We start from the raw sequence: 21,836 nt of genomic DNA on the forward strand, positions 1-21,836 counted from the left end.
CCGACAGTGCCAAGGCCCGTGACCGCATCGACGCCGGCACGTCGCGGTGGCGTTCTCCTCACGATCCCGCGGTTGTCGTCCTCCAGCACCATGGTCAGGCCCTCGGCCGTCACCCCTGGTGGCTGGGGCGGGAGTTCGGGGCCAGCCGGTTTGAGCACTGGGGGTGGGTGTGGAGGTGCTCGGCATCTGACTTACGGCTGCGCTCAGCGCGTCAGGCCGTACCTGGGCATGGAGTTCTGCAAGTGCGCTGGCCCCCTTCCGGGCCAAGAAATCGATCAGGGTTGGGCGAGTTTGGCGGCCACGGCATCGAGGACCCAGTCCAGGCCGGTTTCGAAGGATTCTTCGGCGTCCACGTCCGTGCCGTCGTACACGGCCTTGGCCAGTGCCGGGAAGCGGCCCGTGGCCAGCATTCTTGTCACATGCGGGCCGTGGGCGCGCTGCCAGTCGCGTTTGGATAGGCCCGTGGCGCGCTCGGCTCGCAGGTTCGTGATCTCGCGCCTGATCGCGCCGGTGAAGTAGGCGCTGACGATCTCCACGGCTCGCATAACGGTGTCGATGTCGGTGAGGCCGTCGAGGGCGGCCAGCGTGGCCTCGGTCACGGCGAGGCCGTTCGGGCCCAGGGCCGGGCGGCGGCCGAGCAGGTCGGCCAGCCATTCGTGACGGAGAGCTGCCTGCCTGGTGCGGCGGGCGAGGACGCGCAGCGCCTCCCGCCAGTCACCGGGCCGCTCCTCGGGGAGGATCTCGGCGTAGACCTCGTCCACCATGAGGTCGAACAGCTCCCCCTTGGTGGAGATGTATCCGTACAGCCGCATCGGGCCGGCGTTCAGCCGCGCGGCGACCCTGCGCAACGACACCGCCTCCAACCCGCCCTCGTCGGCCAGCGCGATGGCGGCGGCGACGATCCGCTCCCGGTCGAGCGGCACGGGGCGATTCGCCGGCTCCGGCCTGTCCCACACAGTCATGGGTGACATCGTACTGTTGTGATACACAGCATCGCAGCAATACAGTGTATTGATATGAGACGTCGTATCGCCGTGGTCGGGAGTGGTCCTGCCGGCCTGACCTTCGCCCGTGTCCTGCACCGCCATGGCCACCCCGTCACCGTCCTCGAACGCGACCCCGCCCCCGACGCGCGCCCTGCGGGCGGCACACTGGACCTGCACGAAGGGCTGGGCCAGCGTGCGCTGGACAAGGCGGGGCTGCTGGCGGATTTCCAGGCGCTGTCCCGGCCCGAGGGGCAGGCCATGCGCATCCTCGACACGGACGGGACCGTCCTGCGCGCCTGGCGGCCCCGTCCGGATGACCGGGCCAATCCCGAAATCGACCGCGGGCACCTGCGTGACCTGCTGCTCGGCCCTCTCGACGTCCAGTGGGGCCGGAGCGTGACGCAGGTGGTGCCGGGGAGGCGGGACGGCGTACTGGTCCACTTCGCGGACGGGCGACAGGAGACGTTCGACCTCGTGATCGGCGCGGACGGCGCCTGGTCCCGGGTGCGCCCCGCGGTCTCGCCGGTGACACCGCACTACACCGGCGTCACCTCGGTCGAGACCTCCCTCGACGACGTCGACACCCGCCACCGCGGCCTCGCCCGGTTGATCGGCGAGGGTTCCGTCGCCGTGTACGGGGTGAACCGCGCGCTCGTCGCCCAGCGCAACAGCGGCGGCCACGTCAAGGTGTACGCCCAGTTCCGCGCACCGCTTCACTGGCACGCGAACCTGGACCTGGACGATGCCGAGGCCGTGCGATCGGGTCTGCTGGCTCTGTTCGACGGCTGGGCCGCTCCCGTCCTGGACCTGCTGCGCCACGGCACCGCGTTCGTCCACCGCCCCCTGTATGTCCTGCCCGTGTCCCATACCTGGACCCACGTCCCCGGGGTGACGCTCCTGGGCGACGCCGCCCACCTGATGCCCCCGTTGGGGGTGGGCGCGAACCTCGCGATGCTGGAAGGCGCCGAACTCGCCGAGTCCATCGCCACCGGCCCCGAAGACCTGGACGCGGCCGTCCGCGCCTTCGAGGAACAGATGTGGGCACGCGCCGGCAGGTGGGCGGAGATCACGGCGGCCGGTCTGGAACGTCTCGTGAGCGCGAACCCCGCCGAAGCCCTCGCCCTCTTCGACCAGGTCCAGCCCTCCTGACCGCCCAGCACGCGAGCACCAGCAGCAACAGCAGCGTCGGCACCAACAGCAGCGCCACGCGCCAGCACCAGAAGCCGCCCCCCGGCTGGACGCCTGTCGGGCCTGCGCCGTCGCAGGACCTCTACTGGGCCTTGTAGCCGCCGTCGACGCTGAGGATGGTTCCGGTGACGAAGGACGCGGCCGGCGAGGCGAGCCAGGTGATCGCTTCGGCGACCTCGGCGGGGTGGCCCATCCGGTTGACCGGCTGGAGGGCGGCGATGGAGGCCTCGTCCCACGTGCCGGCCTCGATGGCGGTGCTGAGGATGTCGGTCTTGATCGAACCGGGAGCGACCCCGTTGATACGGATGCCGTCGGTGGCGTACTCCAGTGCGGCGGACTTGGTCAGACCGACCACGGCGTGCTTGGTGGCGGAGTAGTTGGCCGCGTAGCGTATGCCGCCCAGGCCCGCGATCGAGGCCAGGTTGACGATGGAGCCGCCGGGGGCGTCCTGGGCCAGCATCTGCTGGATCTGGTACTTCATGCCCCAGAAGACACCGAGCACGTTCGTGGTGAGCATCTGCTGGAAGCGGCTGGTGGGCTCGTCGGCCAGGCGGCCGGTGTCGAGGGAGACCCCGGCGTTGTTGACCGCTACATCGAGTCGGCCGAAGCGTTCGACGGTGGCCGCGACCAGGGCGGCGACGGACTCTTCGGAGTCGACGTCGGCGGCGACGAAGGCGGCTTCCCCGCCGTTGTCGCGGATCTCGCGGGCGACGGCTTCGCCCGCTTCCTTACGGCGGCCGGAGACGACGACGGCGTGGCCGGCGCGGGCCAGGGCCAGGCTGGTCTCCTTGCCGATGCCGGTGGTGGCTCCGGTGACCAGGGCGACGCTGGAAACGCTCATGACGGTGGACCTCTTTCGCACACAGGTGAGCACAGCCGACGACCTCCGCTATAGAAGACCGCCGGTCTCTTGTGCTTCAGATTAAGAGACCGACGGTCCGATGTCAAAAGACCGGCAGTCTGTAAGATGGGGGGTATGACGACCTTCCAGCGAGCGCGCAGCGAGGAACAGCGCGAGATCCGGCGCCGGGCGATCCTCGACACCGCGGCGGCGATGCTCGACGAGATGTCCGTGAGCGCACTCAGCCTGAACGAGCTGAGCCGGCGCGTGGGCCTGGCGAAGTCCAACGTGCTGCGCTACTTCGAGTCCCGCGAAGCCGTCCTGCTGGAACTGCTCGACCGCGACTGGCGGGAGTGGACCGCCGCCCTTCCCGAACAGCTCGCCGCATCACTCACCCCCGACGCCCCGCCGACCCAGCGCGGTCAGCAGTTCGCCGCCGTCCTCGCCCACTCCCTCGCGCAGCGCCGGGTCCTGTGCGACCTGCTCAGCGCCCAGGCAGGCGTCCTGGAGCACAACGTCTCCGTGGACGTCGCCGCCCGCTACAAACGAGCCGCCCTCGACAACGTCGCCGCCTTGGCCGCACTCGCCCGCCGGCACCTCCCCGAACTCGGCGGCCACGCCGACCAGCTCTGCGCCCAGGCGATCATGGTCTGCGGCGCGGTATGGACCCATGCCCGGCCCTCCACCGCCATGCTCGCCGCCTACGCAGCCGACCCCTCACTCGCCGCCCTGCGCATGGACTTCACCACCACCCTGGAAGAAATACTGACCACCCTCATCATCGGCACCCTCGCCAGGGCGGACCAATGACCACCACCCCACCAACCCCTCCCACCACGGACACCGACGGGCACAGCTGAACGCCCTCACGCCGGCAGAAACAGCCCTCAACCAGATCAACGCCGACGGCCGTTCACGTCGGTGACTGCCAGGCCACGCCGAAGGCCGGCCTATGCCGGTCGGTCACGCGCGAGCAGGCCCTCGACCCGCTCAGCCAGGTGCCGTCGTGCGTGCACTGCCGACCCGGCACGGCCCTCGGCACCGACCAAAAACGAGAACGCCCCGGCCGGTGTGCCGGCCGGGGCTGAACCCGCAAAAGTGTGATCGTGAAGGGCGGTCGCCTACGCGGCGAAAGGCAATGCGAGGCTTCAGCCGAACGATCGTCCTCGCATGCGGTGGATGAGGCCCGGGGACACTGTTCCCTTCACCATCACGCCCCTTCCAACCACACTCGCCCGGCGAACATTCCCGCGCTGTGCCGCCCGCCCTGCCGACCTCGGTTCCCAGCTGGGGCCTTGTCGCGCGGGTGGTCGGCGGCCACCGCTGGAGGTTTTCCCCGGCGGCGGCCTCCGTCCCGGTCCTCGGTGTGCTGGGCCGGGGGGGACCAGGTGGATCTGCGGTCCGGTCCTTCGGTCTGGTCTTCCGGCCGGTTCTCGACGGCTCGGCCGAGTGGGCCGACTCCGGCGAGCTGCCCCAGTTCGTCGGCGTAGGCGGCGAACCGAACTCCGGCCTGCCGTGGTCGGGGCGCCGTCAGGCAGGCAGGAGGGGTCCGTCAGCTACAGCGGTCGATCACCGCTTCAGTAGTCGATGGTGTGGCTGGTGATGATGCTTCTGGCTGTCCCTGTGGTGCTCAGGGGAGGTGAGGCGGTGGGCCGGTCGGTCAGGAAGTACTCACGGAAGTCGGTGCTGGCGTTGTAGGTCATCAGACGGATGGTGCGGCTCCAGGCGCCGCCGTCGGGTCCGTTCGCGGCCCACAGGTCGAGCAGGGAGCTGCCGACCCTGCCCTGGACGGTGTCACCGGCGTCCCAGCCCGGGGTGGAGCGCCCGTTGGCGAAGCTGTACGAGGTGCCGTCTGGGTAGACGAAGCGGTAGTCGCCCAGGACGTAGGCGGCGACCGCGTCGGCGAATCCCTCGGTCCAGGCGCAGGTGGTGGAGCTGCTCCTGTTGATGTAGTGCGGGTTGCAGTTGGTGACTCGCGGGAACCAGTGGTTGTAGAGCTGCCACTGCAGCCAGTGGCCTGCCTCGTGCAGGACCAGGTGGTGGGAGTCGGGCATGTCGCCGGCGAGGATGACGTAGTTGGTGTTGCCGTAGTCCCAGTAGCCACCGTCGCTGGCGCCCGGGTCCCAGACCACGGTGAGCTGGTCGCAGGCCCCGTTGGCCTGGTGGCTGGTCCAGCAGCCGGAGTCGGGGTTGCTGCGTTTCCAGTACAGCAGGTTGAGGGTGTCCTCCACGTTCCAGGCGCCCTGGATAGGGCTGGGTACCTTGACCGTGCCCAGGTTTCGGCTGGTGGCAACGTCGGTCAGTGACGCGGTGGTGAACGAGTACGGGGTGGCTGACCGGCGGTCCGGGATGACGCGCCATGTCTGTGTGCTGGCGGAGAGGAATTTCATGTGGAGCTCGGGCAGGGGACCGCTGGCCTGGTAGCAGGCGTTGAACGTTCCGCCGTCCACGCCGGTGAGTCCGGAGGCCAGCAGGCGCGAGGCGGAGCCGGGGGACGTCTGGCCCCACAGTTCCCAGTTGGCGTTGCGGGCCGGTGAGGTGACCCAGGGCTTGGCGGTCCCGGCCTCGGCGTCGCGGTGGTCGAACGCCAGGGCTCCGCTCAGGCAGACGGGGGACGCGGCGGCACTCGCTCGCGGTGCTGCCAGCGGAGTGCCGGACAGGAGCAGGCCCAGCACTGCGGGAACCAGCCCACGGACGAGGGCACGTGTCCTTCGGCTCCGGATGGTGGGGGCAGCGGGGTCTGCGGTGTGGGGCGCAGGGTCCAGTCGTCGTCTGCGGAGGTGGCGTAGAGCGGCGAGCCGCAGCGAGGAGGACGGTTGTGGCACGTGGACTCCCTTTGCAGGTGGAGGGTGGAACAGCGGTGGCTGTCTTTTGGCGGGTGGCACAAGTCGGCCGTGTGAGCGGGAGTTGCACGGTCTGCCCGGCCACACCGGTCACCGCGGCGCGGGTAGTGGATGGGGGCGCCTGCCGCCCCGGAGCAGGGTTGAGCTGGACCTGGAAAGCAGTGGTCGAGGGCATGCCGCCGATGCCGGTGCTCTGCTCGGACGGCCCATCATGTGAAGTCGCTCGGCTCGGAATCGGCGGGAAGACATCACAGCGCATGCGATGGATCAGAGGAAGCGGCTGATCGCGTCTCCCGGCCAATGCGGGCAGGCCGGTTTGTGAGGCGCTTGCCTGAAACGCGGCGGGGCGTCGGCTCCGTCTCGTACATCTTCCTATCGCTCAGACCACAGATGCCCCGGTGCCACCGACTGCCGCAAACGTGAATGGCGGGAAATTCATCGCCGATACGTTTGGTGCCTCATCCGCAGGGGTGGAGTGTCGCACCAACGAGTTGACGAACGCCCGGCGGGCAGAGCGGGCACCCCACCTTCCTGATCATTCCGAACACGTTCACCGCCCCTTGCCGCCGGTCCTGCCCTTCGCACCACACCCCGCTGCCTCGGTCGGCCCCGCCCACATAACAGCGCCTGCCGCCGCCCCGGTCACCGAGGTGGGCGAGATGGGTGTGGTCGCGGATCAGGGAGGCGGCGTAGCGGGTGGGGTTGATGGCGTGGAGGGCTTCGAGGACCGCGCTGGTGCTCTCGACGTCGGCTTGGGTGACGCGCTCGGTGAAGGCCCAACCGCCGCCGGCATTTTGGTGCGTGGCGAGGAAGGCGCCGGTGCGCGTCAGCAGTTGGCGGTGCTGCGGGAAGGAGCGGCGGGCCAGGGCCAGGGCTGCTACGGCCGAGAGCAAGTGGGTGTGGTCGGGGATGAAGGGCCGGATGGACCTGTTGACGGCTTCCTCGGACAAGCGCGTTCATCTGCTGGTGATGGCCTGCCTGGAAGACGCCACAGAGCTCGACCCGGCGGCGCAACGCCGGGTCGAGGAGGTGACGGCGACACTGTCGCCGCCCCGCACGGACACGCGGTGACGGCGACAGCGGCGCTGGTCGGTACGGACGCAGCGGGTCCGGATCAACTTGACATGAGCGTGGGACCTCTTCGACGCAGACATGTACGCCGACGAGGTACTGGCCCACGCCGACACCCACGACCCATCTTCCTCTTCGCCAACTCACCGCACAGGTGCGAGCCTTGTCGCGCCTCGGTAATCGGGCACGGACCGGGGTGGCAGGCGACCACACTCCAGCGGACATCCTCAGAGTGATACCTGAAGGGGTAGAGAGCCTCGGTCTCTGTCGTTCATCACCAACACCGCCGCGGTGACGTCGCCGGCCGCCGACGCCATGTCGACCACGGCGGCGACACGGGCCCGGATCGCCGCAGCCGCCGCACGGACGTACTGAAGGGCGGAGTTGGCGACGTCGGCGGTCACCCCACACGTGAGAATCGCGCTGGTCCTTCACCACGCGCGCCGCCGCGGTGGGCAACCGCCGCACGGGGACGCCGTGGTCAGACCGCTGGTTTCACCGCCTCCACGAGCAGGTGGTAGCAGAGGTGGTTGAAGGGCGGTATCTCGCCGAGGAACCGCTCGATGCGGTCGACGAACGAGCGGACGGAGGCGTCCCGCAGGACCTCGTCCGCGAGCCACGCGGCCAGGGGTGAGTTGCCGCGCATCCTGGTGACGGTCATCCCGGCGCCGGCGAACAGCGCCGTCAGGTCCTGCGGGCTGAAGCTGTACCAGGGCGCGAGGTAGTCCTCGCCGCTGCGGGTCCGGGTGAACTGCAACTGCTTGGCCGCGACGTCCGTGACGTCGACCGAGGCGAACCGGTCGCCGGTGAACATCTCCTCGAACAGGGCGTTCTTCACGCCGAGCAGCATCCGGCCGCCGGGCCGCAGCACGCGGTGCACCTCGGCGAAGACGGCCGGCCTGTCCTCCAGCGGCAGGTGCATGAGCGCGAGCATGCTGGTGACGGTGTCGAAGGAGCCGTCCGGGAAGGGCATGTGCGCCATGTCGCCTTCGCGCAGGTCCGCGGTCAGGTTCCGTTCGCGGAGCTTGCCCGCCGCCACTTCCAGCATGGCTTCCGACAGGTCCAGCCCGCTGACCTGGGCGCCCAGCTCCGCCATGGGCACGGTGAAGCGGCCGGTGCCGCAGCCGATGTCCAAGACGCGTTCGCCGGGCCGGATCTTCTCCAACAGGAAGCGGTGCTCGGTGGTGGTGAACAGCTCGTCGCACGGGCCGAGTCCGGGGATGCGCTCGTCGTACTCCTCGGCCACCCTGCGGTACACGGACCGGACTTGGTCCTTCTGCTGTTCGGCCTGGTCGGCGAGGGTGTGAGGGCGTTGGTCGTACGTCGTCATGTGTTCCTCCTCGGAACAGGGAGAGGGGAGTGCGGGAAGGGGGGGGAGGGGTTCGGGGTCAGGCTTCCTGCGGGTCGCGGAGCAGGGGGCAGGACAGGCAGTGCGGGCCGCCTCTGCCCCGGACCAGCTCGGCGCTGGGGGTGGTGAGCACCTCGATGCCGGCGGCGGCCAGCTGGTCGTTGGCGACGACGTTGCGGTCGTAGGCGATGACAGTGCGTGGGCGGACGGCCAGGACGTTGGCGGCGTCGCTCCACTGCTCCCGCTCCGCGGCGACACCGGTGCGTTCGCCGCCGGCCGCGATCAGCCGCACTGCGGGCAGGCCGAGGGATCTGGCCAGCCCGGTCAGCGGGTCGTCGACGCTCGTGGCCACCACCGCCCCGTCCCGGTCGAGCCGCAGCGTGAACCACCGGCACGCGCTCAGATGCGGGCCGCTGGCCAGGAAGGTGTCCCCGTCGACCATGGTCAGCACCGTGTCGAGGTGCATGCACTGGCGGGCCCGTGGCAGCAGGACGGCGAACACGTGTCGGGCCTGCCCGGATGTGAGCAGGGCGCGGGCCAGTTGTTCCGCGGCGGCGGCCGTGGTGCGTTGGCCGACGCCGACGAGGACACACCCGGGGCCCGCGAGCAGGACGTCGCCGCCCTCCACAGGTTCGCCCGGTCCGGGGACGGCCAGCGGATGTGCTCCGGCGGCGCGGGCGGCCGTCCCCAACAGCAGTCCCTCGGCCCGCCGTGCCGTGCTCGCCATGGGGTGGGCGATGTGACGCCGGCCCAGCCAGCTGCTGCTGTCCCGGACGAAGAGGGAGTTCACCAGCGGTGGCAGTACGAATGCGTCGGGGGAACGGGTCAGGGTGCTGAGCGAGGCCGCGACCGCGCGCGGGTGCTCCTCGGCCAGTTCCCGCACGGTGATGCCCGCCAGGAGCAGTCCGGCCCGGTCACGGGGTGGCACCGCCTGGCACATGGCGTCCACCGCTGCGGCGACGGGCGGGCCGAGCCGCTGGGCGGCCACCACCGCGCGCGCCATCGGCGGGCCGGCGCCGGGTTCCGCCAGGGCGGCGGCCAGGACCGACTCCAGCTCCACCACATCGACGCCGTGGCTCCGCAACAGGTCGGTGAAGGCGTCGTGTTCCGCCTGGGCGCGCTGTACCCAGGGCACGTCGTCGAAGAGAAGGTCGTGACAGTTACCGGGGCCGAGCCGGCTCAGTTCGGCTCCCGGGCGGTGCGTGAGCACCCGGCGCAGGACGCCGGTCTCGTTGTCGACGCACGTGTCGCGCAGGGCCTTCAGGGCCGGTGGTCGGGCGGGCTCCGGGGGTGGGCCGCTGGTGGGTGCGCGCTGTCGCGGGCGATGGTTGTCGAAGAGGGCGGGAGAACGCCTCATGACCGCTCCTGGGATGAGGGAGGGGTGACCGGGGCCGGCCGAAGAAAGCACGTGGAATGCAGGCGGCGCATTACCCCGGTCGTGGAAGCGGTGCCGTGTCCGGTCAACGTAGGGAAAACCATGTGCAGGCGTCAACGGCCTAACCCGTAAATGATCTAGGAGGAGCGCGCCAAATGCCGTTGAATCCCTCCTGGGGACGGCGTTGACCTGTGTGAAGTCGCCTGGTCTGAAGGTTGTGTGAAGGCATTCTGTTCACCTGCTCGAACACTCTGGAAAAACGCGACGCAAAGTCGCGCGTTTGAATCTTGTGTGCGGGGAACAGCGGGATGGCGGCCTCTGCGAACGACGTTGCACAGCCCTTGACACACGGTCCAGCGACGTTCTCACACTGGAGGAAAGGCAGGACTGCCGACAGGACATCGATCGAGTGGGAATCTCTCGTGCCCGGTTTACTCATGCCCGTTGAGAACTCCGATTTACGCAACGAAGTACGGCATCTGCTGGCGGAGCCGGAATTACGCGAAGAACTGAACGGGATATGGAGAACTCCGCCGCACGGGGAGTGTCCGGTCCCCCGGCTGACGTACCGAGAATTGGGCCGCCATGGACTGCTCGCCCCGCACTGGCCGCCGGAGTACGGCGGTCGCGGCGCCGATGTGTCCGCCGGCGCCGCGGTGGCCGAGGAACTCGCCCTGCACGGTGTCCCCGACAGCGCACGGGTGAACACCATCGACAACGCCGGCACCACGCTGCTGACGTTCGGCACCGAGCGGCAGCGCCGCCGCCACTGCCCCCAGATGGCCGCGGGCCGTGTCGTCTTCTCCGTGCTGTACACCGAACCGGACGCCGGCAGCGACCTCGGCGGCATGGCCACCCGCGCCGAACGCACCGCGGACGGCTGGCGGTTGACCGGCACCAAGACCTGGAACGCCACCACGGCGGACGCCCGCTACGGAATCTGCGCGGCACGTGTCGCGGGCGGCGGGGACAACGCCTACGCGGCCACCGCCCTGTTCGTCGTGCCCCTGGACCATCCCGCCGTGCGGATCGAGGCGTTGCCGACGGTCAACCCGGAGCCGTTCTTCACCGTGCACCTCGACGGCGCCGAGGTGGACGACGAGGCGTTGATCGGCTCGCCGGACGCCGGATGGTCGATGCTCACCGAGGCCCTGGGGCTGGAACGCACCGGCATCTGCTTCGCCGGGCGGGCCCGCCGTTGGCTGGACCAGCTCGTCCGCGCGCTGGAGGCGCGCGGCGGACCGGGCGGCGCGCAGGAACTGTCCCGGCTGGACGCCGAGGTGACCGCGGCGCGCCTGCTGGGCTGGCGGGCCGTGGCGGACCTCTCGGACGGGCGGCTGGGCGCCGCTGCCGCCGCCGCGGCCAAGTGGTGGAACAGCGAACTGGCCCAGAGGGTCGCCCGGCTGGCGTGGGAGCTGCTCGGCCCGCAGGGCTCGCCCGCCTTCCCCGACCTGATGGTGGCCGTCCGCGAGGCACCCGGGCTGACGCTCGCCGCCGGTACCTCGGAAATGCAGTTGTCGACCGTCGTCACTGACCTGCTGGACGGCGGCGACCCGTGGGAGGAGCCGATCTGACATGCCTCGTCGCAGCACCTGGCAGCAGCAGCTGCTCCGGGACTTCGCCGCCACCCTCGACTCGTGCGACCCCTCCCGCGTCACCGACGTACGCCGCGCGCTGGCGCGGGACGGCTGGACCGGCGCCTGTCTCCCGGTGGACGACGGGGGCTTGGGGCTGACTTTCGCCGACGCGGCCGCACTGGCCGAGCACTTGGGTCTCGCCCTGGGCCCGAGCGACCCTGTGGACGTCCTGGCGGCGCTTCCGTTCCTCACCCGTGCGGCATCCGGGCTGGTCCGGGAGGTCCGCACGGGCGCGTGCGGCGTCGGGGTGGCCGTACCCTGGCCCGACGCCGGCGCCCAGGGGACGGGCCACCCTGCTCACCACGCCGAACGCGACGGCCGAAGCGGCGGGTACGACGGCCGGACGACCGCGCAGAACAGCCACACCACCCAGCCCCGCGGGCCGGTCCTCTTCACTCAGGAGCCACCGGACCTCGTCCTTCTCCCGGCCGCGGACGCGCCGGACGTCGTGACCGGGTGGCGGCCGGCAGGCGCGACGCCGTACCCGACCCCGGGCGACACGCTCATGGCCGTGGCCACGGACGGCCCCGGCACCGCGCACTCCGGTCTGGCGGAAACGTCCGCCGGTCCGCTCTGGGCCGGGTGCGCGCTGCTGCGCAACGCGCACCTGCTGGGTCTGGCCCGCGCCGCGCTCACCCGGGCCGTCGAACGCGCCCGCAGGCGGTCGCAGTTCGGCCGCCCGATCGGCTCGTACCAGGCCGTCGCCTTTCCCCTCGCCGCCCAGCGCACCCGGCTGGAGGGGCTGCGCCTGGCCAACGACGCGCGGCTGCGCGAACTCGACGCCGACGGAGAGGACATCAGCTCCGAGCGGGCCCGGCGGGCGCTGGCCGGCGCACTGGCTCTGACGGCCGCGGTCACCGCGCTGCTGGACGACTGCGTGCGTCACGCCGTGCACGTCCACGGGGCGTACGGTCTGTACGACGGGAGTCCCGTCGCCGCCTGCCACCGCCGCCTGATGACGGAGACGGCGCGCTGGGGACCGTACAGGCAGCCGGCCGGTCCGCTCCTCCCGCCGTCCACGGCGGACCCCGGTCCCCGCGGCGAGCCGGCCCAGCGCCGGCTGGCCCGGCTGCGGGAACCGGCGAGCGTACGCAACACGGAGGTGCGGTATCCGGCCGGCCGGTGTGTGCACGAGCTGTTCGAGGAAGCCGCGGCCCGCCATCCCGGCGCGGTCGCCGTCCGCAGCGCCGAGGGCGACCTCACCTACGCGCGGCTGGACGCGGACGCCGAGCGCCTGGCCGAGGCCCTGTCCCGCCGCGGCGTCGGCGCCGGTGACCTCGTGGGGCTGCACATGGAGCACGGTCCGGGGGCGGTGACGGCGATCCTGGCGGTGCTCAAGGCGGGTGCCGCCTATCTGCCGCTCGATCCCGCCCATCCACCGCAGCGGAACGCCTTGGTGTCCGAGGACGCGGGCGCCGCCCTCGTGCTGAGCGACGCCCGGCTGTTCGACCGTCTGCCGCCGCTGCGCGTCCCGGTCGTGCCCCTGCCGGAGCCGGCCGGGAACGCGGCGGGCCCGCGGAGCGCGAGGCGGCCGGCGGCTGCCGACTCGCTCGTGTACGTCCTCTACACCTCCGGTTCCACCGGTACGCCCAAAGGGGTCGAGGTCGAACACCGTAATCTGGCCAACCGGCTGTACTGGGACGCCGCCACGTTCCCGCTGCACCCGTCGGACGCGGTCCTGCACCACACGTCCCTCGGCTTCGACATCTCCGTGTGGGAGATCTTCGCCCCGCTGATCTCCGGCGCCACGCTCGTCGTCCCCCCGCCCGGAGCGCTGCGCGACCCGCACCGGATGCTCGCTCTCATGCGGGACACCGGCGTCACCGTGCTGGCCTGCGTGCCCTCCCTGCTGGACGTGCTGCTGGACGAGGACGATCCGGCCCTCGCCGACGTGACCGGCCTGCGCTACGTCTTCTGCGGCGGCGAGAGCCTGCCGCCGCGGCTGGTCGACCGGTTCCACGCGCTGGGGCTGCCGGCGGAGCTGCACAACTTCTACGGCCCCAGCGAGTGCACCATCGACGTCACGTCCTGGCAGTGCCGTCCCGGGGCCGGTGACGCGCCGGTGCCGATCGGAACGCCGCTGGCCAACGTCCGCGTGCACGTGCTGGACGAGCACGGCGAGCCGGTGCCGCCCGGCCGGCCGGGCGAGCTCTACGTCGGCGGGTCCGGTGTGGCCCGCGGCTACCGCCGGCGCCCCGGCCTGACCGCGCGGCGCTTCCTGCCCGACCCGTTCGCCGGCCGGCCCGACGCGCGCATGTACCGCACCGGCGACCTCGTGCGCATGGACCGGGACGGGGTGCTGCACTTCCTCGGCCGGACCGACCGCCAGGTGAAGATCCGCGGCCACCGCGTCGAACTCGACGAGATCCAGCACGCCTTGGAACGGCACCCCGGCGTCCGCGTCGCGGCCGTCCGTGCCGTCGACGACCGTATCGAGGCCCATGTCGTCGCCGCGGACGGCACTGCCCCGGACACCGCCGGCCTGACCCGGCACCTGCGCCGCACCCTGCCCGCCTACATGCTCCCCGCGGCCTACGGCTTCCTGCCCGCGCTGCCCGTCACCGGCAACGGCAAGACCGACTTCGCCGCGCTGCCGCGCCTGCGGCCGGAGCGCCACGAGACGGAGACCGGGAGCGGCGGGCCGGACGCCCTGGAGGACGCGCTCGCCGGGCTCGCGGGCCGGCTGCTCGGCCGGGACCGGCTGGATCCGGGCGAGGACTTCTTCGCCGCGGGCGGCAGTTCGCTGCACGCCGCCCGGTTCGTCTCCCGGGCACGCGCCGAACACGCCCTGGACGTCCGTCTGGAGCACTTCCTCGCGTCCCCCACCGTCCGGGACCTGGTCAAGAGCGCAGCGCACGCAAGGGAAGGCGACCACCCCGATGACTGACCGACAGCCCCGCACCCGGCGCCAGGAGGGGCCTGCCGACGCCCGGATCCGCCTGTTCTGCTTCCCGCACGCCGGCGCGGGCAGCGGCGCCTACCGCGCCTGGCTCACCGCGCTCGCCCCCGACGTCGACGTCCACCCGATGGCGCTGCCGGGCCGGGACGGGCGCTACACCGAGCCGCCCCGCTCCAGTGTGACGGCCCTCGCCCGCGGCTGTGCCGACGACGTGGCCGAGGTCCTGGACCACACGGCGGACGACCGGCCGTACGCCCTGTTCGGGCACAGCCTGGGTGCCATCACCGCCTACGAGACCGCCCGGCTCCTGCTGCGCCGGGGCAGGCCGCCGGCGATGCTGGTGGTCTCGGGCAGCGAGCCCCCGCACCGCCTCACTCCGCCGGCCCGCCCCTGCCACGGCCTGCCGGACGACGCCTTCCTCGCGGAGGTGATCCGGCTCGGCGGCACCTCACCGGAGATCCGGGAGGAGCCGGAGCTGCTGCGGCTGATGCTGCCGGCACTGCGCGCGGACTTCGCCGCCGCCGAGACCTACCGGCACCGCCCGGGCGGTCTCCCGCTGCCGGTCCCGATCGCCGTCTACGCCGGCGCCGAGGACATGACGCTCGTACCGCGCCGCCTGGACGACTGGGGCCAGCTGACCCGCGTCCCCGTCGTGCGGCACCGGCGCTTTCCCGGCGGCCACTTCTACCTCGACACAGACCGCCCGCTCGTCCTGCAAGCCCTGCGCCACGACCTGATGCAGGCCGCCACGCCGTACCACGCCCCGCCCCGGACCCCGACCGCCCACCTGTCCAGGAGGTCCCTGTGACCGTCTCCCCGGCCACGACGACCGTGGCGACGCGGCATCCGCTCCAGCCGCTGACCGCCGACGAGATCCATCTCGCCGCCACGCTGCTGAAGTCCGGGCGCGGGCTCACGGCGGACGTGCGTTTCGTGATGATGTCGCTCAAGGAGCCGGCCAAGGACCGGCTGGCCGACGAGGATCCGCGGCACTGCCCGCCACGCGAGGTGAGCGTCGTCCTGCGCGACCGGCGGCACCGCCGTACCTACGAGGCGGTGGTCTGTCTGGACACCGAGAAGGTCACCCTCTGGCGCCCGTGTCCCGGTGTCCACACCGCCATCACCGAGGAGGAGTTCGCGCAGTGCGACGCCGCGGTCCGTGCGGACCCCCGCTGGCAGGAGGGCATGCGCCGGCGCGGTTGCGGGGACTTCTCCCTCGCCATGGTCGACGCCTGGCCGACCGGCCACACCGGCGACCACCCCGACTGGCCGGGACGGCGGCTGTCCTACGCGCTGACCTTCCTCCGCACCCGTCCCCGCGACAACGGCTACGCCCGCCCGGTCGAGAACCTGGTGGCGCTCGTGGACCTTGACTCGATGGAGGTCCTGGAGGTCACCGACCGGGGCGTGGTGCCGCTGCCGCCGCTCTCCGGGAACTACGACCCGGACGAGCGCGACGACGACGGCAACTGGCCGCCCGCCGTGCGTGAGCGCACCGACTTGAAACCGATCGACATCACCCAGCCCGAGGGGCCGAGCTTCACGGTCGACGGGTACGCGGTCCGCTGGCAGAAGTGGCGGCTGCGTCTCGGCTTCACCGTCCGTGAGGGTCTGGTGCTGCACCAGCTCGGATACGAGGACAAGGGCCGGGTCCGGTCGGTGCTGCACCGTGCCTCCCTCGCCGAGATGTACACGCCGTACGGCGACCCCGGCTTCACCCACTACCGCAAGAACGCCTTCGACGAGGGCGAGTACGGCGCCGGGTTCATGGTCAACGCCCTCGAACTCGGCTGCGACTGCCTCGGCGAGATCCATTACTTCGACGCCGTGGTGCACGACCAGGACGGCGAGCCGGTCACGCTGCCGCACGCCATCTGCATGCACGAAGAGGACATGAACATCGCCTGGAAGCACACGGACTTCCGCACCGGCAGGGTCGTCACCCGGCGCCAGCGCCGACTGGTCATCTCCTCCTTCGCCGTCCTCGGCAACTACCAGTACGGGTACTTCTGGTACCTGTACCTGGACGGCACGATCGGCTTCGAGGTCAAGCTCACCGGGATGATCTCGACGGGGGCGTTCTCCGGCCCCTGCCCGCCGTACGGCGCGGCGGTGGCGCCCGGTCTGTACGGCCCGCACCACCAGCACTTCTTCTCCATGCGTCTGGACATGGCCGTCGACGGACCGCGCAACTCGGTGTACGAGGTCGACTCGGTGCCGCTGCCGATGGACGAGCACAATCCCTACGGCAACGCCTGGCGCACCGAGGCGCGCCTGCTGGCCACGGAGCGGCAGGCCGAGCAGCGCACCGCGCAGGCCGCCACCGGCCGCTTCTGGAACATCGTCAACCCGCACCGGCGCAACGGGCTCGGGGAGCCGGTCGGTTACAAGCTCGTCCCGTCCTCGGGTCTGCTGCCCATGCAGCCCCGGGGCAGCCAGGCCTGGCACCGGGCCCGCTTCACCTACGGCCACCTCTGGGTCACCGCGCACGACCCCGCGCAGATGTACGCCGCCGGCGACTACCCCAACCAGCATCCCGGCGAGGGAGGTCTGCCCGAGTACGTGCGGGACGACCGGCCCACGGCCGACACCGACATCGTGCTGTGGCACACCTTCGGCGAGCACCACGTCGTACGGCCCGAGGACTGGCCGGCGATGCCGGTCGTAGCGACGGGGTTCACGCTGCGGCCGAACGGATTCTTCGACGGCAACCCCGCCCTGGACCTGCCCGCGCCGGACGCCTGCCGGGCCGACTCCTGCCACGACCCACTGCCCGATGACCGCACCCCGGAAAGGAACAGCGCACCATGAGCACCACACTGACCGACCGCTATCCCACCCGGCTGCCGGAACCCGGTCCGCGCGTGCCCCGGCACGATCCGGTGGTGTGGGGTGACCCGGCGGACGGGCCGCTCTCCCCCGGTGAGTGCACCGGCTTCGCCGACCGGGGCCACCACCATGCTCCGGAGCCGTTGTTCGGCCCGCACGAGGTGGACGTCCTGCGGCAGGAAGCCGCCCGGCTGCGCACCGATCCGGCCCTGCGCGCCGACGAGCGCACGGTGGTGGAGGAGGCCTCCCAGGAGGTCCGCTCCGTCTTCGAGGTGCACCGCGTCAGCCCCGCGTTCGCCCGGCTGGCCGCGGACCCGCGCCTCGCGGGCGTGGCCCGCCAGCTCCTGGGCTCGGAGGTGTACGTGCACCAGAGCAGGGTGAACTACAAGCCGGGCTTCACCGGCGGGCCCTTCTACTGGCACTCCGACTTCGAGACCTGGCACGCCGAGGACGGCATGCCGCGACCGCGCGCGCTGAGCGTCTCGATCGCGCTGACGGAGAACTTCCCGTACAACGGCAGTCTGCTCATCATCCCGGGTTCGCACCGCACCTTCGTGCCCTGCGTGGGCCGCACCCCGCCCGGCCACCACCGCACCTCGCTGCGCACCCACTCCCCCACCGTCGGCATGCCGGACCAGGACGCGGTGCGCGAGCTGGCCGAGGAGGCCGGGGGGATCGACCAGTTCACCGGGCCGCCCGGGTCCGCGACGTTCTTCGACTCCAACTGCATGCACGGTTCGAACGGCAACATCACGCCCTATCCGCGCTCCAACATCTTCCTCGTGTACAGCAGCGTCGAGAACACGCTCGGGCCGCCGTACGCCGCCCCCGCCCCCCGGCCGTCGTACATCGCCTCCCGGGACTTCACACCCGTCGGGGAGGCCCGGTGAACCTCGGCGAACCCTTGCACAACTTCGTCGGCGGAGCCCGGCGTCCGGCCCTGACCGACGAGACCGTGCCTCTGGTGAACCCGGCCACCGGGCGCCCGGCCGGAACGGCTCCCGTCTCCGGCGAGGCCGACATCGACGCGGCCGTACGCTCCGCCCAGGACGCGTTCGAGCGCTGGCGGGACACCCCGCCCGGCGAGCGGCAACGGGCCCTGCTCAGGATCGCGGACGCCCTGGAGGAGCGGTCCGCGGAGTTCGCGGCAGCGGAGACGGTCCACACCGGCAAGCCACTGCACCTCGTGGTGCGCGAGGAGATGGGCCCCCTGACGGACCAGATCCGGTTCTTCGCGGGGGCCGCCCGGATGCTGGAGGGCCGGTCCACGGGCGAGTACCTGCCCGGCCACACCTCCTCGGTCCGCCGGGAGCCGGTCGGCGTGTGTGCCCAGGTGACGCCCTGGAACTACCCGCTGATGATGGCGGTGTGGAAGTTCGCCCCCGCCGTCGCGGCCGGCAACACCGTGGTGCTCAAGCCCTCGGACACCACCCCGGTGACCACGCTGATGCTGGCCGAGCTGGCGGCGGAGTTCCTGCCGCCGGGCGTCCTCAACGTGGTCTGCGGCACCCGGGAGACCGGGCGACGGCTGGTGAGGCATCCCGGGCCGGCCATGGTGTCGGTGACCGGCAGCGTGCGCGCCGGCACCGACGTGGCCTCGGCCGCCTCCGCCGAGGTCAAGCGCGTCCACCTGGAGCTGGGCGGCAAGGCGCCGGTGCTGGTCGCGGCCGACGCGGACCTGGCGCACGCCGCGCGGGGCATCGCCGAGGCGGGCCTGTACAACGCCGGCCAGGACTGCGCGTCGGCGTGCCGGATCGTCGTCGACGCCTCGGTGCACGACGCGTTCGTGGAGCACCTGGTGCGCGAGGTCAAGGAGCTGACGCCGGGACCGCCCGACGATCCCGGCGCCTGGTTCGGACCGCTCAACAGCGCGGCGCAGCGGGAGCGGGTCCGGGGCTTCCTGGAGCGGCTGCCCGCGCACGCCCGTACCGTCGCCGGGGGTTCGGCGCTGCCGGGTGAGGGGTTCTTCCACGAGGGCACGGTGGTCACGGGGCTGCGCCAGGACGACGAGGCGGTGCAGGAGGAGATCTTCGGGCCCGTTCTGACCGTGCAGGCGTCCGCCGACGACGAGGAGGCGCTGCGCATGGCCAACGACGTGCGGTACGGCCTGGCCTCGTCGGTGTGGACGCGGGACCACCGCCGTGCCGTGTCCATGGCCCGGCGCATCGACGCCGGCATCGTCTGGATCAACTGTCACATGCCCACGGCCGCCGAGATGCCGCACGGTGGCTTCAAGCAGTCCGGGTACGGCAAGGACCTGTCGGCGTACGGGCTGGAGGACTACACGCGCGTCAAGCACGTCATGACCTACACCGGTACCTGAAGTGACCGGTGCGGCCGGTGTGTTCAGCGCAGGGCGATGAGCGCGATGGCGGCTGCCGCGCACACCAGGCCGGCGGCCTGCCACCGCGTCAGCCGCTCGTGCAGGAAGACCAGCGCCAGCAGCACCGGGATGGCCGGATAGAGCGCCGACAGCACGGTGGCCACGGCCATCAGCTGGTGCCGGGTGGCGGCCAGGTACAGGATGATCGCCACCGTGCCGACCGCACCGGCCGCGGCGGCCACCGCCGCCGGCCGGCCGGGCATCGTCACCGGGGACCGGTAGAGGACGAGCACGGCGGCGATGACCAGCACGGAGGCGACGCGGCTGACGACGACGGGCCACAGGCCGCCGCCCGCGCCCACCTGAGCCATCGCCAGGAACTGCACCCCGAAACCGGCGCTCGCGGCCAGCGCGGCCGGCACGCCCGCCGTCGCGGGCGACCCGCCGCCCGGGCCCGGTCCCGACGCCTGGGAGACGAGCCAGAGCGCGGGCACCGCCGCCGCGATGCCGACCCAGGCGACAGCGGCCGGCCGTTCGCCCAGCAGGGCCACCCCCACCAGGACGGGAAGGGCGACGGCGCCCACGTCGCTGACCGGGACGACGACGCTCATCTGCCCCTGGGACATCGCCCGGTAGAGGAAGGCGACCCCCACGCCCGTGCCGACGCCCGAGAGCGCCCCGAACCAGCAGTCACCCGCCGTCGCGGAGCCGCTGACGGACGACAGGGCCGCCACCAGCGCGACCGCGGTCCCGGCGAGCTGTGCGTACAGGGCCACGGTGATGCCGTCGACCCGGCGGGAGACGAGCCCGTTCGCGAAGTGGGTCACTCCGAAGCAGAGCGCGGAGGCCAGCGCCAGCGTCTCACTCACGGGCCCTCCCCGCGGGCGGCTGCTGCGGACTCTTTCCGGGCGGTAAGGCATCGGCGCGCACACACATACCGAGCGCCCTACCCGGGATCGCCACGATGATGACACCCGGCTGAGGGACCACTGCCCGGCGTCGACGAAGGACGTCTCACCCGGGCAGTCCCGGCTGTGCCGTTGAGCGTGCCGCGACGGTGGGCGGGGTGTCTCCCCGGCTCCCCGGGCGCCGGGCCGCTAGCCCTTCAGCGACCGGATGACGTTCAAGGCCAGGTCGATCTCTTCGGGGAAGTTGACGATCCCCGCCGACAGACGTACGTGGGGAATCCCGTACGGCGTGGCGTTGGCGATGACCCGGTTCTCGCGGAGGATGCGTGCCACCTCCCGCGGTGCGTAGCCCTCCACGTCGAAGGTGACGATGCCCGCGGACAGCTCGGGGTCGAGGGGCGTGTGGAGCGTCACGTGCTCCATGGCGGCCAGGCCTTCCTTGATCTGGCTGTTCAGCTCCGCGATCCGGTCCTGGATCCGCTTGCGTCCGATCTGCCGGACGAAGCGGAACGCCTCGGCGGCGGCCCACTGGTGTTCGTAGGAGAAGAATCCGCCCGGACTGACCCATGCGGCTTCCGTGGGGCCGGCCGGCCGGCGGTCCTGCCGCCACGCCGCGGAGGTCTCCTTGCTCATCAGGCTGGGAATCGTGGGCTGGAGCAGCGCCCAGTTCTCCGCCTTCGCCCACATGATTCCGGTGCCGCGCGGTCCGAGGATCCACTTGTGCGTACCGGCGGAGAAGAAATCGCAACCCATCTGTGCGACGTCCTCGTCCGCGACGCCGAACCCGTGGACCCCGTCCACCACCAGCAGGATGCGGTCGGCTTCGTCGCGGTTCCGGTTCAGGTCGGCGATGGCTTCGGCGATCCTGGACATCGGCAGGCGCACGCCGGTGTTGGAATGCACCCAGGCCACACCGAACACACGGGTGTTGGGGCGCACGGCGGCGCGCAGCCGGGCGATGGCCTCGTCGGCGGAGAAGTCGAACGAGGAGTCGTAGAGCGGGATCGAGCGCATGGTCGCACCCCACTTGTCGGCGGCCAGGCGGATCGCCTCGTGGTGCGGGTAGAACTCGTGCGTGGTGGTCAGGACCTCCTGGCCCGGCTTCAGCCGCAGGCCGTTGTAGGTCAGTGCCAGTCCCATGGTGGTGCTGCTGGTCAGGGCGATCTCGTTGGCCTGCCCGCCGACGTACTCGGCCGCCTCGGCGCAGACGGTACGCCACAGCATGTCCTCTTCCCGGGCGAACATGTTGTCGTCGAGGAAGCTGTGCGGGTTCTCGTCGAACGCGCGCCGGTAGTTCGTGATGGCGTCACGGACAGGCGTCGGATTCGAGGCGAGGTAGAAATTGGACAGGTGCACGAGGTCGGGCGACAGAAGGAACTGCGCGCGGACGGATTTCCAGTCGTCCGGATCGAAAGGCTGGGGTGCGGTCTGCGGCGTGACCCGCGGGACACTCGCGAGGTCGGAGTCGACAAGGCTTGCCGGGTTCGTAAGGGACACGATCACTCCTCTTGACGGTGACTGGGCTGCACGTGTGCGGGCGCCGGACCACGGCCCGGACCTGCCGGTCGCGCATGGGGGTCGAGCCTGG

General features: G+C 71.6%; 17 protein-coding genes and 1 pseudogene. 9 read left to right on the forward strand and 9 right to left on the reverse strand.

The features are described from left to right. Nucleotides 1-275: 275 nt before the first annotated feature. Nucleotides 276-962: a TetR/AcrR family transcriptional regulator gene (locus AQJ11_RS29360; RefSeq protein ID WP_059265160.1), complete on the reverse strand. Its 687-nt coding sequence runs from the start codon at nucleotides 960-962 to the stop codon at nucleotides 276-278. 54 nt (nucleotides 963-1,016) lie between these two features. Between AQJ11_RS29360 and AQJ11_RS29365 the strand changes: the two genes are divergently transcribed. After that, a complete protein-coding gene (locus AQJ11_RS29365; protein WP_059265161.1) occupies nucleotides 1,017-2,135 on the forward strand; it encodes an FAD-dependent oxidoreductase in 1,119 nt (372 codons plus the stop codon). A gap of 121 nt (nucleotides 2,136-2,256) precedes the next feature. Here the strand turns inward: AQJ11_RS29365 and AQJ11_RS29370 are convergent, their stop codons facing one another. Next, nucleotides 2,257-3,015 carry an SDR family NAD(P)-dependent oxidoreductase gene (locus tag AQJ11_RS29370; RefSeq protein WP_244218394.1) on the reverse strand — a complete coding sequence of 253 codons (759 nt, stop codon included), beginning with the start codon at nucleotides 3,013-3,015 and terminating at the stop codon, nucleotides 2,257-2,259. Nucleotides 3,016-3,150: 135 nt separating this feature from the next. Here AQJ11_RS29370 and AQJ11_RS29375 point away from each other — a divergent pair, with 135 nt between their 5' ends. Next, a complete protein-coding gene (locus AQJ11_RS29375; RefSeq protein WP_059265163.1) occupies nucleotides 3,151-3,825 on the forward strand; it encodes a TetR/AcrR family transcriptional regulator in 675 nt (224 codons plus the stop codon). 83 nt (nucleotides 3,826-3,908) lie between these two features. Beyond that, nucleotides 3,909-4,103: pseudogene (locus tag AQJ11_RS52780) on the forward strand (DUF6233 domain-containing protein); the annotation flags it as partial. A 489-nt stretch (nucleotides 4,104-4,592) separates the two neighbouring features. Here the strand turns inward: AQJ11_RS52780 and AQJ11_RS29380 are convergent. The 5 genes from AQJ11_RS29380 to AQJ11_RS29395 form a co-directional block, all read right to left on the reverse strand. Beyond that, on the reverse strand, nucleotides 4,593-5,690 hold the full coding sequence (locus AQJ11_RS29380) for a metalloprotease (RefSeq protein ID WP_244218395.1): 1,098 nt from the start codon (nucleotides 5,688-5,690) through the stop codon (nucleotides 4,593-4,595). Nucleotides 5,691-6,316: 626 nt separating this feature from the next. After that, nucleotides 6,317-6,808, reverse strand: a complete 492-nt coding sequence (locus tag AQJ11_RS29385) for a hypothetical protein (RefSeq protein ID WP_059265164.1) — start codon at nucleotides 6,806-6,808, stop codon at nucleotides 6,317-6,319. A gap of 348 nt (nucleotides 6,809-7,156) precedes the next feature. Further along, nucleotides 7,157-7,333: a hypothetical protein gene (locus AQJ11_RS49350; protein WP_159061703.1), complete on the reverse strand. Its 177-nt coding sequence runs from the start codon at nucleotides 7,331-7,333 to the stop codon at nucleotides 7,157-7,159. A 77-nt stretch (nucleotides 7,334-7,410) separates the two neighbouring features. Beyond that, nucleotides 7,411-8,259: a class I SAM-dependent methyltransferase gene (locus AQJ11_RS29390; RefSeq protein WP_059265165.1), complete on the reverse strand. Its 849-nt coding sequence runs from the start codon at nucleotides 8,257-8,259 to the stop codon at nucleotides 7,411-7,413. Nucleotides 8,260-8,317: 58 nt separating this feature from the next. Further along, nucleotides 8,318-9,634, reverse strand: coding sequence for an arginine deiminase (locus AQJ11_RS29395; protein ID WP_244218396.1), 1,317 nt, complete (start codon nucleotides 9,632-9,634; stop codon nucleotides 8,318-8,320). Nucleotides 9,635-10,089: 455 nt separating this feature from the next. On the opposite strand from AQJ11_RS29395, the gene AQJ11_RS29400 reads away from it, so the two are divergent. Genes AQJ11_RS29400 through AQJ11_RS29425 form a run of 6 tightly spaced genes read left to right on the forward strand, consistent with a single transcriptional unit; the run spans nucleotide 10,090 to nucleotide 19,340 of the window. Then, nucleotides 10,090-11,226 (forward strand): acyl-CoA dehydrogenase family protein, encoded by a 1,137-nt coding sequence (locus AQJ11_RS29400; protein ID WP_079082455.1) that lies wholly within the window; start codon nucleotides 10,090-10,092, stop codon nucleotides 11,224-11,226. Between the two features lies 1 nt (nucleotide 11,227). Then, entirely contained in the window at nucleotides 11,228-14,176 is a 2,949-nt protein-coding gene (locus AQJ11_RS29405) for an amino acid adenylation domain-containing protein (RefSeq protein ID WP_059265166.1), read from the forward strand. After that, a complete protein-coding gene (locus tag AQJ11_RS29410) occupies nucleotides 14,169-14,996 on the forward strand; it encodes a thioesterase II family protein (protein ID WP_059265167.1) in 828 nt (275 codons plus the stop codon). Before AQJ11_RS29405 ends, AQJ11_RS29410 begins: the two co-directional genes overlap by 8 nt. Further along, nucleotides 14,993-16,999, forward strand: coding sequence for a primary-amine oxidase (locus AQJ11_RS29415; protein ID WP_059265168.1), 2,007 nt, complete (start codon nucleotides 14,993-14,995; stop codon nucleotides 16,997-16,999). Before AQJ11_RS29410 ends, AQJ11_RS29415 begins: the two co-directional genes overlap by 4 nt. Further along, a complete protein-coding gene (gene thpD, locus AQJ11_RS29420) occupies nucleotides 16,996-17,907 on the forward strand; it encodes an ectoine hydroxylase (RefSeq protein WP_059265169.1) in 912 nt (303 codons plus the stop codon). The genes AQJ11_RS29415 and thpD overlap by 4 nt, the downstream gene beginning before the upstream one ends. Further along, entirely contained in the window at nucleotides 17,904-19,340 is a 1,437-nt protein-coding gene (locus AQJ11_RS29425) for an aminobutyraldehyde dehydrogenase (protein ID WP_014677216.1), read from the forward strand. The genes thpD and AQJ11_RS29425 overlap by 4 nt, the downstream gene beginning before the upstream one ends. Nucleotides 19,341-19,363: 23 nt before the next feature. On the opposite strand, the gene AQJ11_RS29430 is transcribed toward AQJ11_RS29425, so the two are convergent. Together AQJ11_RS29430 and AQJ11_RS29435 are read right to left on the reverse strand one after the other, a co-directional pair. Continuing rightward, the gene (locus AQJ11_RS29430) at nucleotides 19,364-20,209 is read right to left on the reverse strand and encodes an EamA family transporter (protein ID WP_059265170.1); all 846 of its coding nucleotides are present in this window, start codon (nucleotides 20,207-20,209) and stop codon (nucleotides 19,364-19,366) included. A gap of 228 nt (nucleotides 20,210-20,437) precedes the next feature. Then, nucleotides 20,438-21,745 (reverse strand): aminotransferase class V-fold PLP-dependent enzyme, encoded by a 1,308-nt coding sequence (locus AQJ11_RS29435; protein WP_244218397.1) that lies wholly within the window; start codon nucleotides 21,743-21,745, stop codon nucleotides 20,438-20,440. Nucleotides 21,746-21,836 lie beyond the last annotated feature (91 nt).

The sequence above is a fragment of the Streptomyces corchorusii genome (genome assembly GCF_001514055.1).
Taxonomy (GTDB): Bacteria; Actinomycetota; Actinomycetes; order Streptomycetales; family Streptomycetaceae; genus Streptomyces; species Streptomyces olivaceoviridis.

What these genes read in the sequence shown, in the direction of transcription:
- AQJ11_RS29370 (WP_244218394.1), bottom strand. Translation starts at nt 3,015, where the DNA reads ATGAGCGTTTCCAGCGTCGCCCTGGTCACCGGAGCCACCACCGGCATC.
- AQJ11_RS29400 (WP_079082455.1), top strand. Translation starts at nt 10,090, where the DNA reads ATGCCCGTTGAGAACTCCGATTTACGCAACGAAGTACGGCATCTGCTG.
- AQJ11_RS29395 (WP_244218396.1), bottom strand. Translation starts at nt 9,634, where the DNA reads ATGAGGCGTTCTCCCGCCCTCTTCGACAACCATCGCCCGCGACAGCGC.
- AQJ11_RS29365 (WP_059265161.1), top strand. Translation starts at nt 1,017, where the DNA reads ATGAGACGTCGTATCGCCGTGGTCGGGAGTGGTCCTGCCGGCCTGACC.
- AQJ11_RS29405 (WP_059265166.1), top strand. Translation starts at nt 11,228, where the DNA reads ATGCCTCGTCGCAGCACCTGGCAGCAGCAGCTGCTCCGGGACTTCGCC.
- AQJ11_RS29390 (WP_059265165.1), bottom strand. Translation starts at nt 8,259, where the DNA reads ATGACGACGTACGACCAACGCCCTCACACCCTCGCCGACCAGGCCGAA.
- AQJ11_RS29375 (WP_059265163.1), top strand. Translation starts at nt 3,151, where the DNA reads ATGACGACCTTCCAGCGAGCGCGCAGCGAGGAACAGCGCGAGATCCGG.
- AQJ11_RS29410 (WP_059265167.1), top strand. Translation starts at nt 14,169, where the DNA reads ATGACTGACCGACAGCCCCGCACCCGGCGCCAGGAGGGGCCTGCCGAC.
- AQJ11_RS29360 (WP_059265160.1), bottom strand. Translation starts at nt 962, where the DNA reads ATGACTGTGTGGGACAGGCCGGAGCCGGCGAATCGCCCCGTGCCGCTC.
- thpD (WP_059265169.1), top strand. Translation starts at nt 16,996, where the DNA reads ATGAGCACCACACTGACCGACCGCTATCCCACCCGGCTGCCGGAACCC.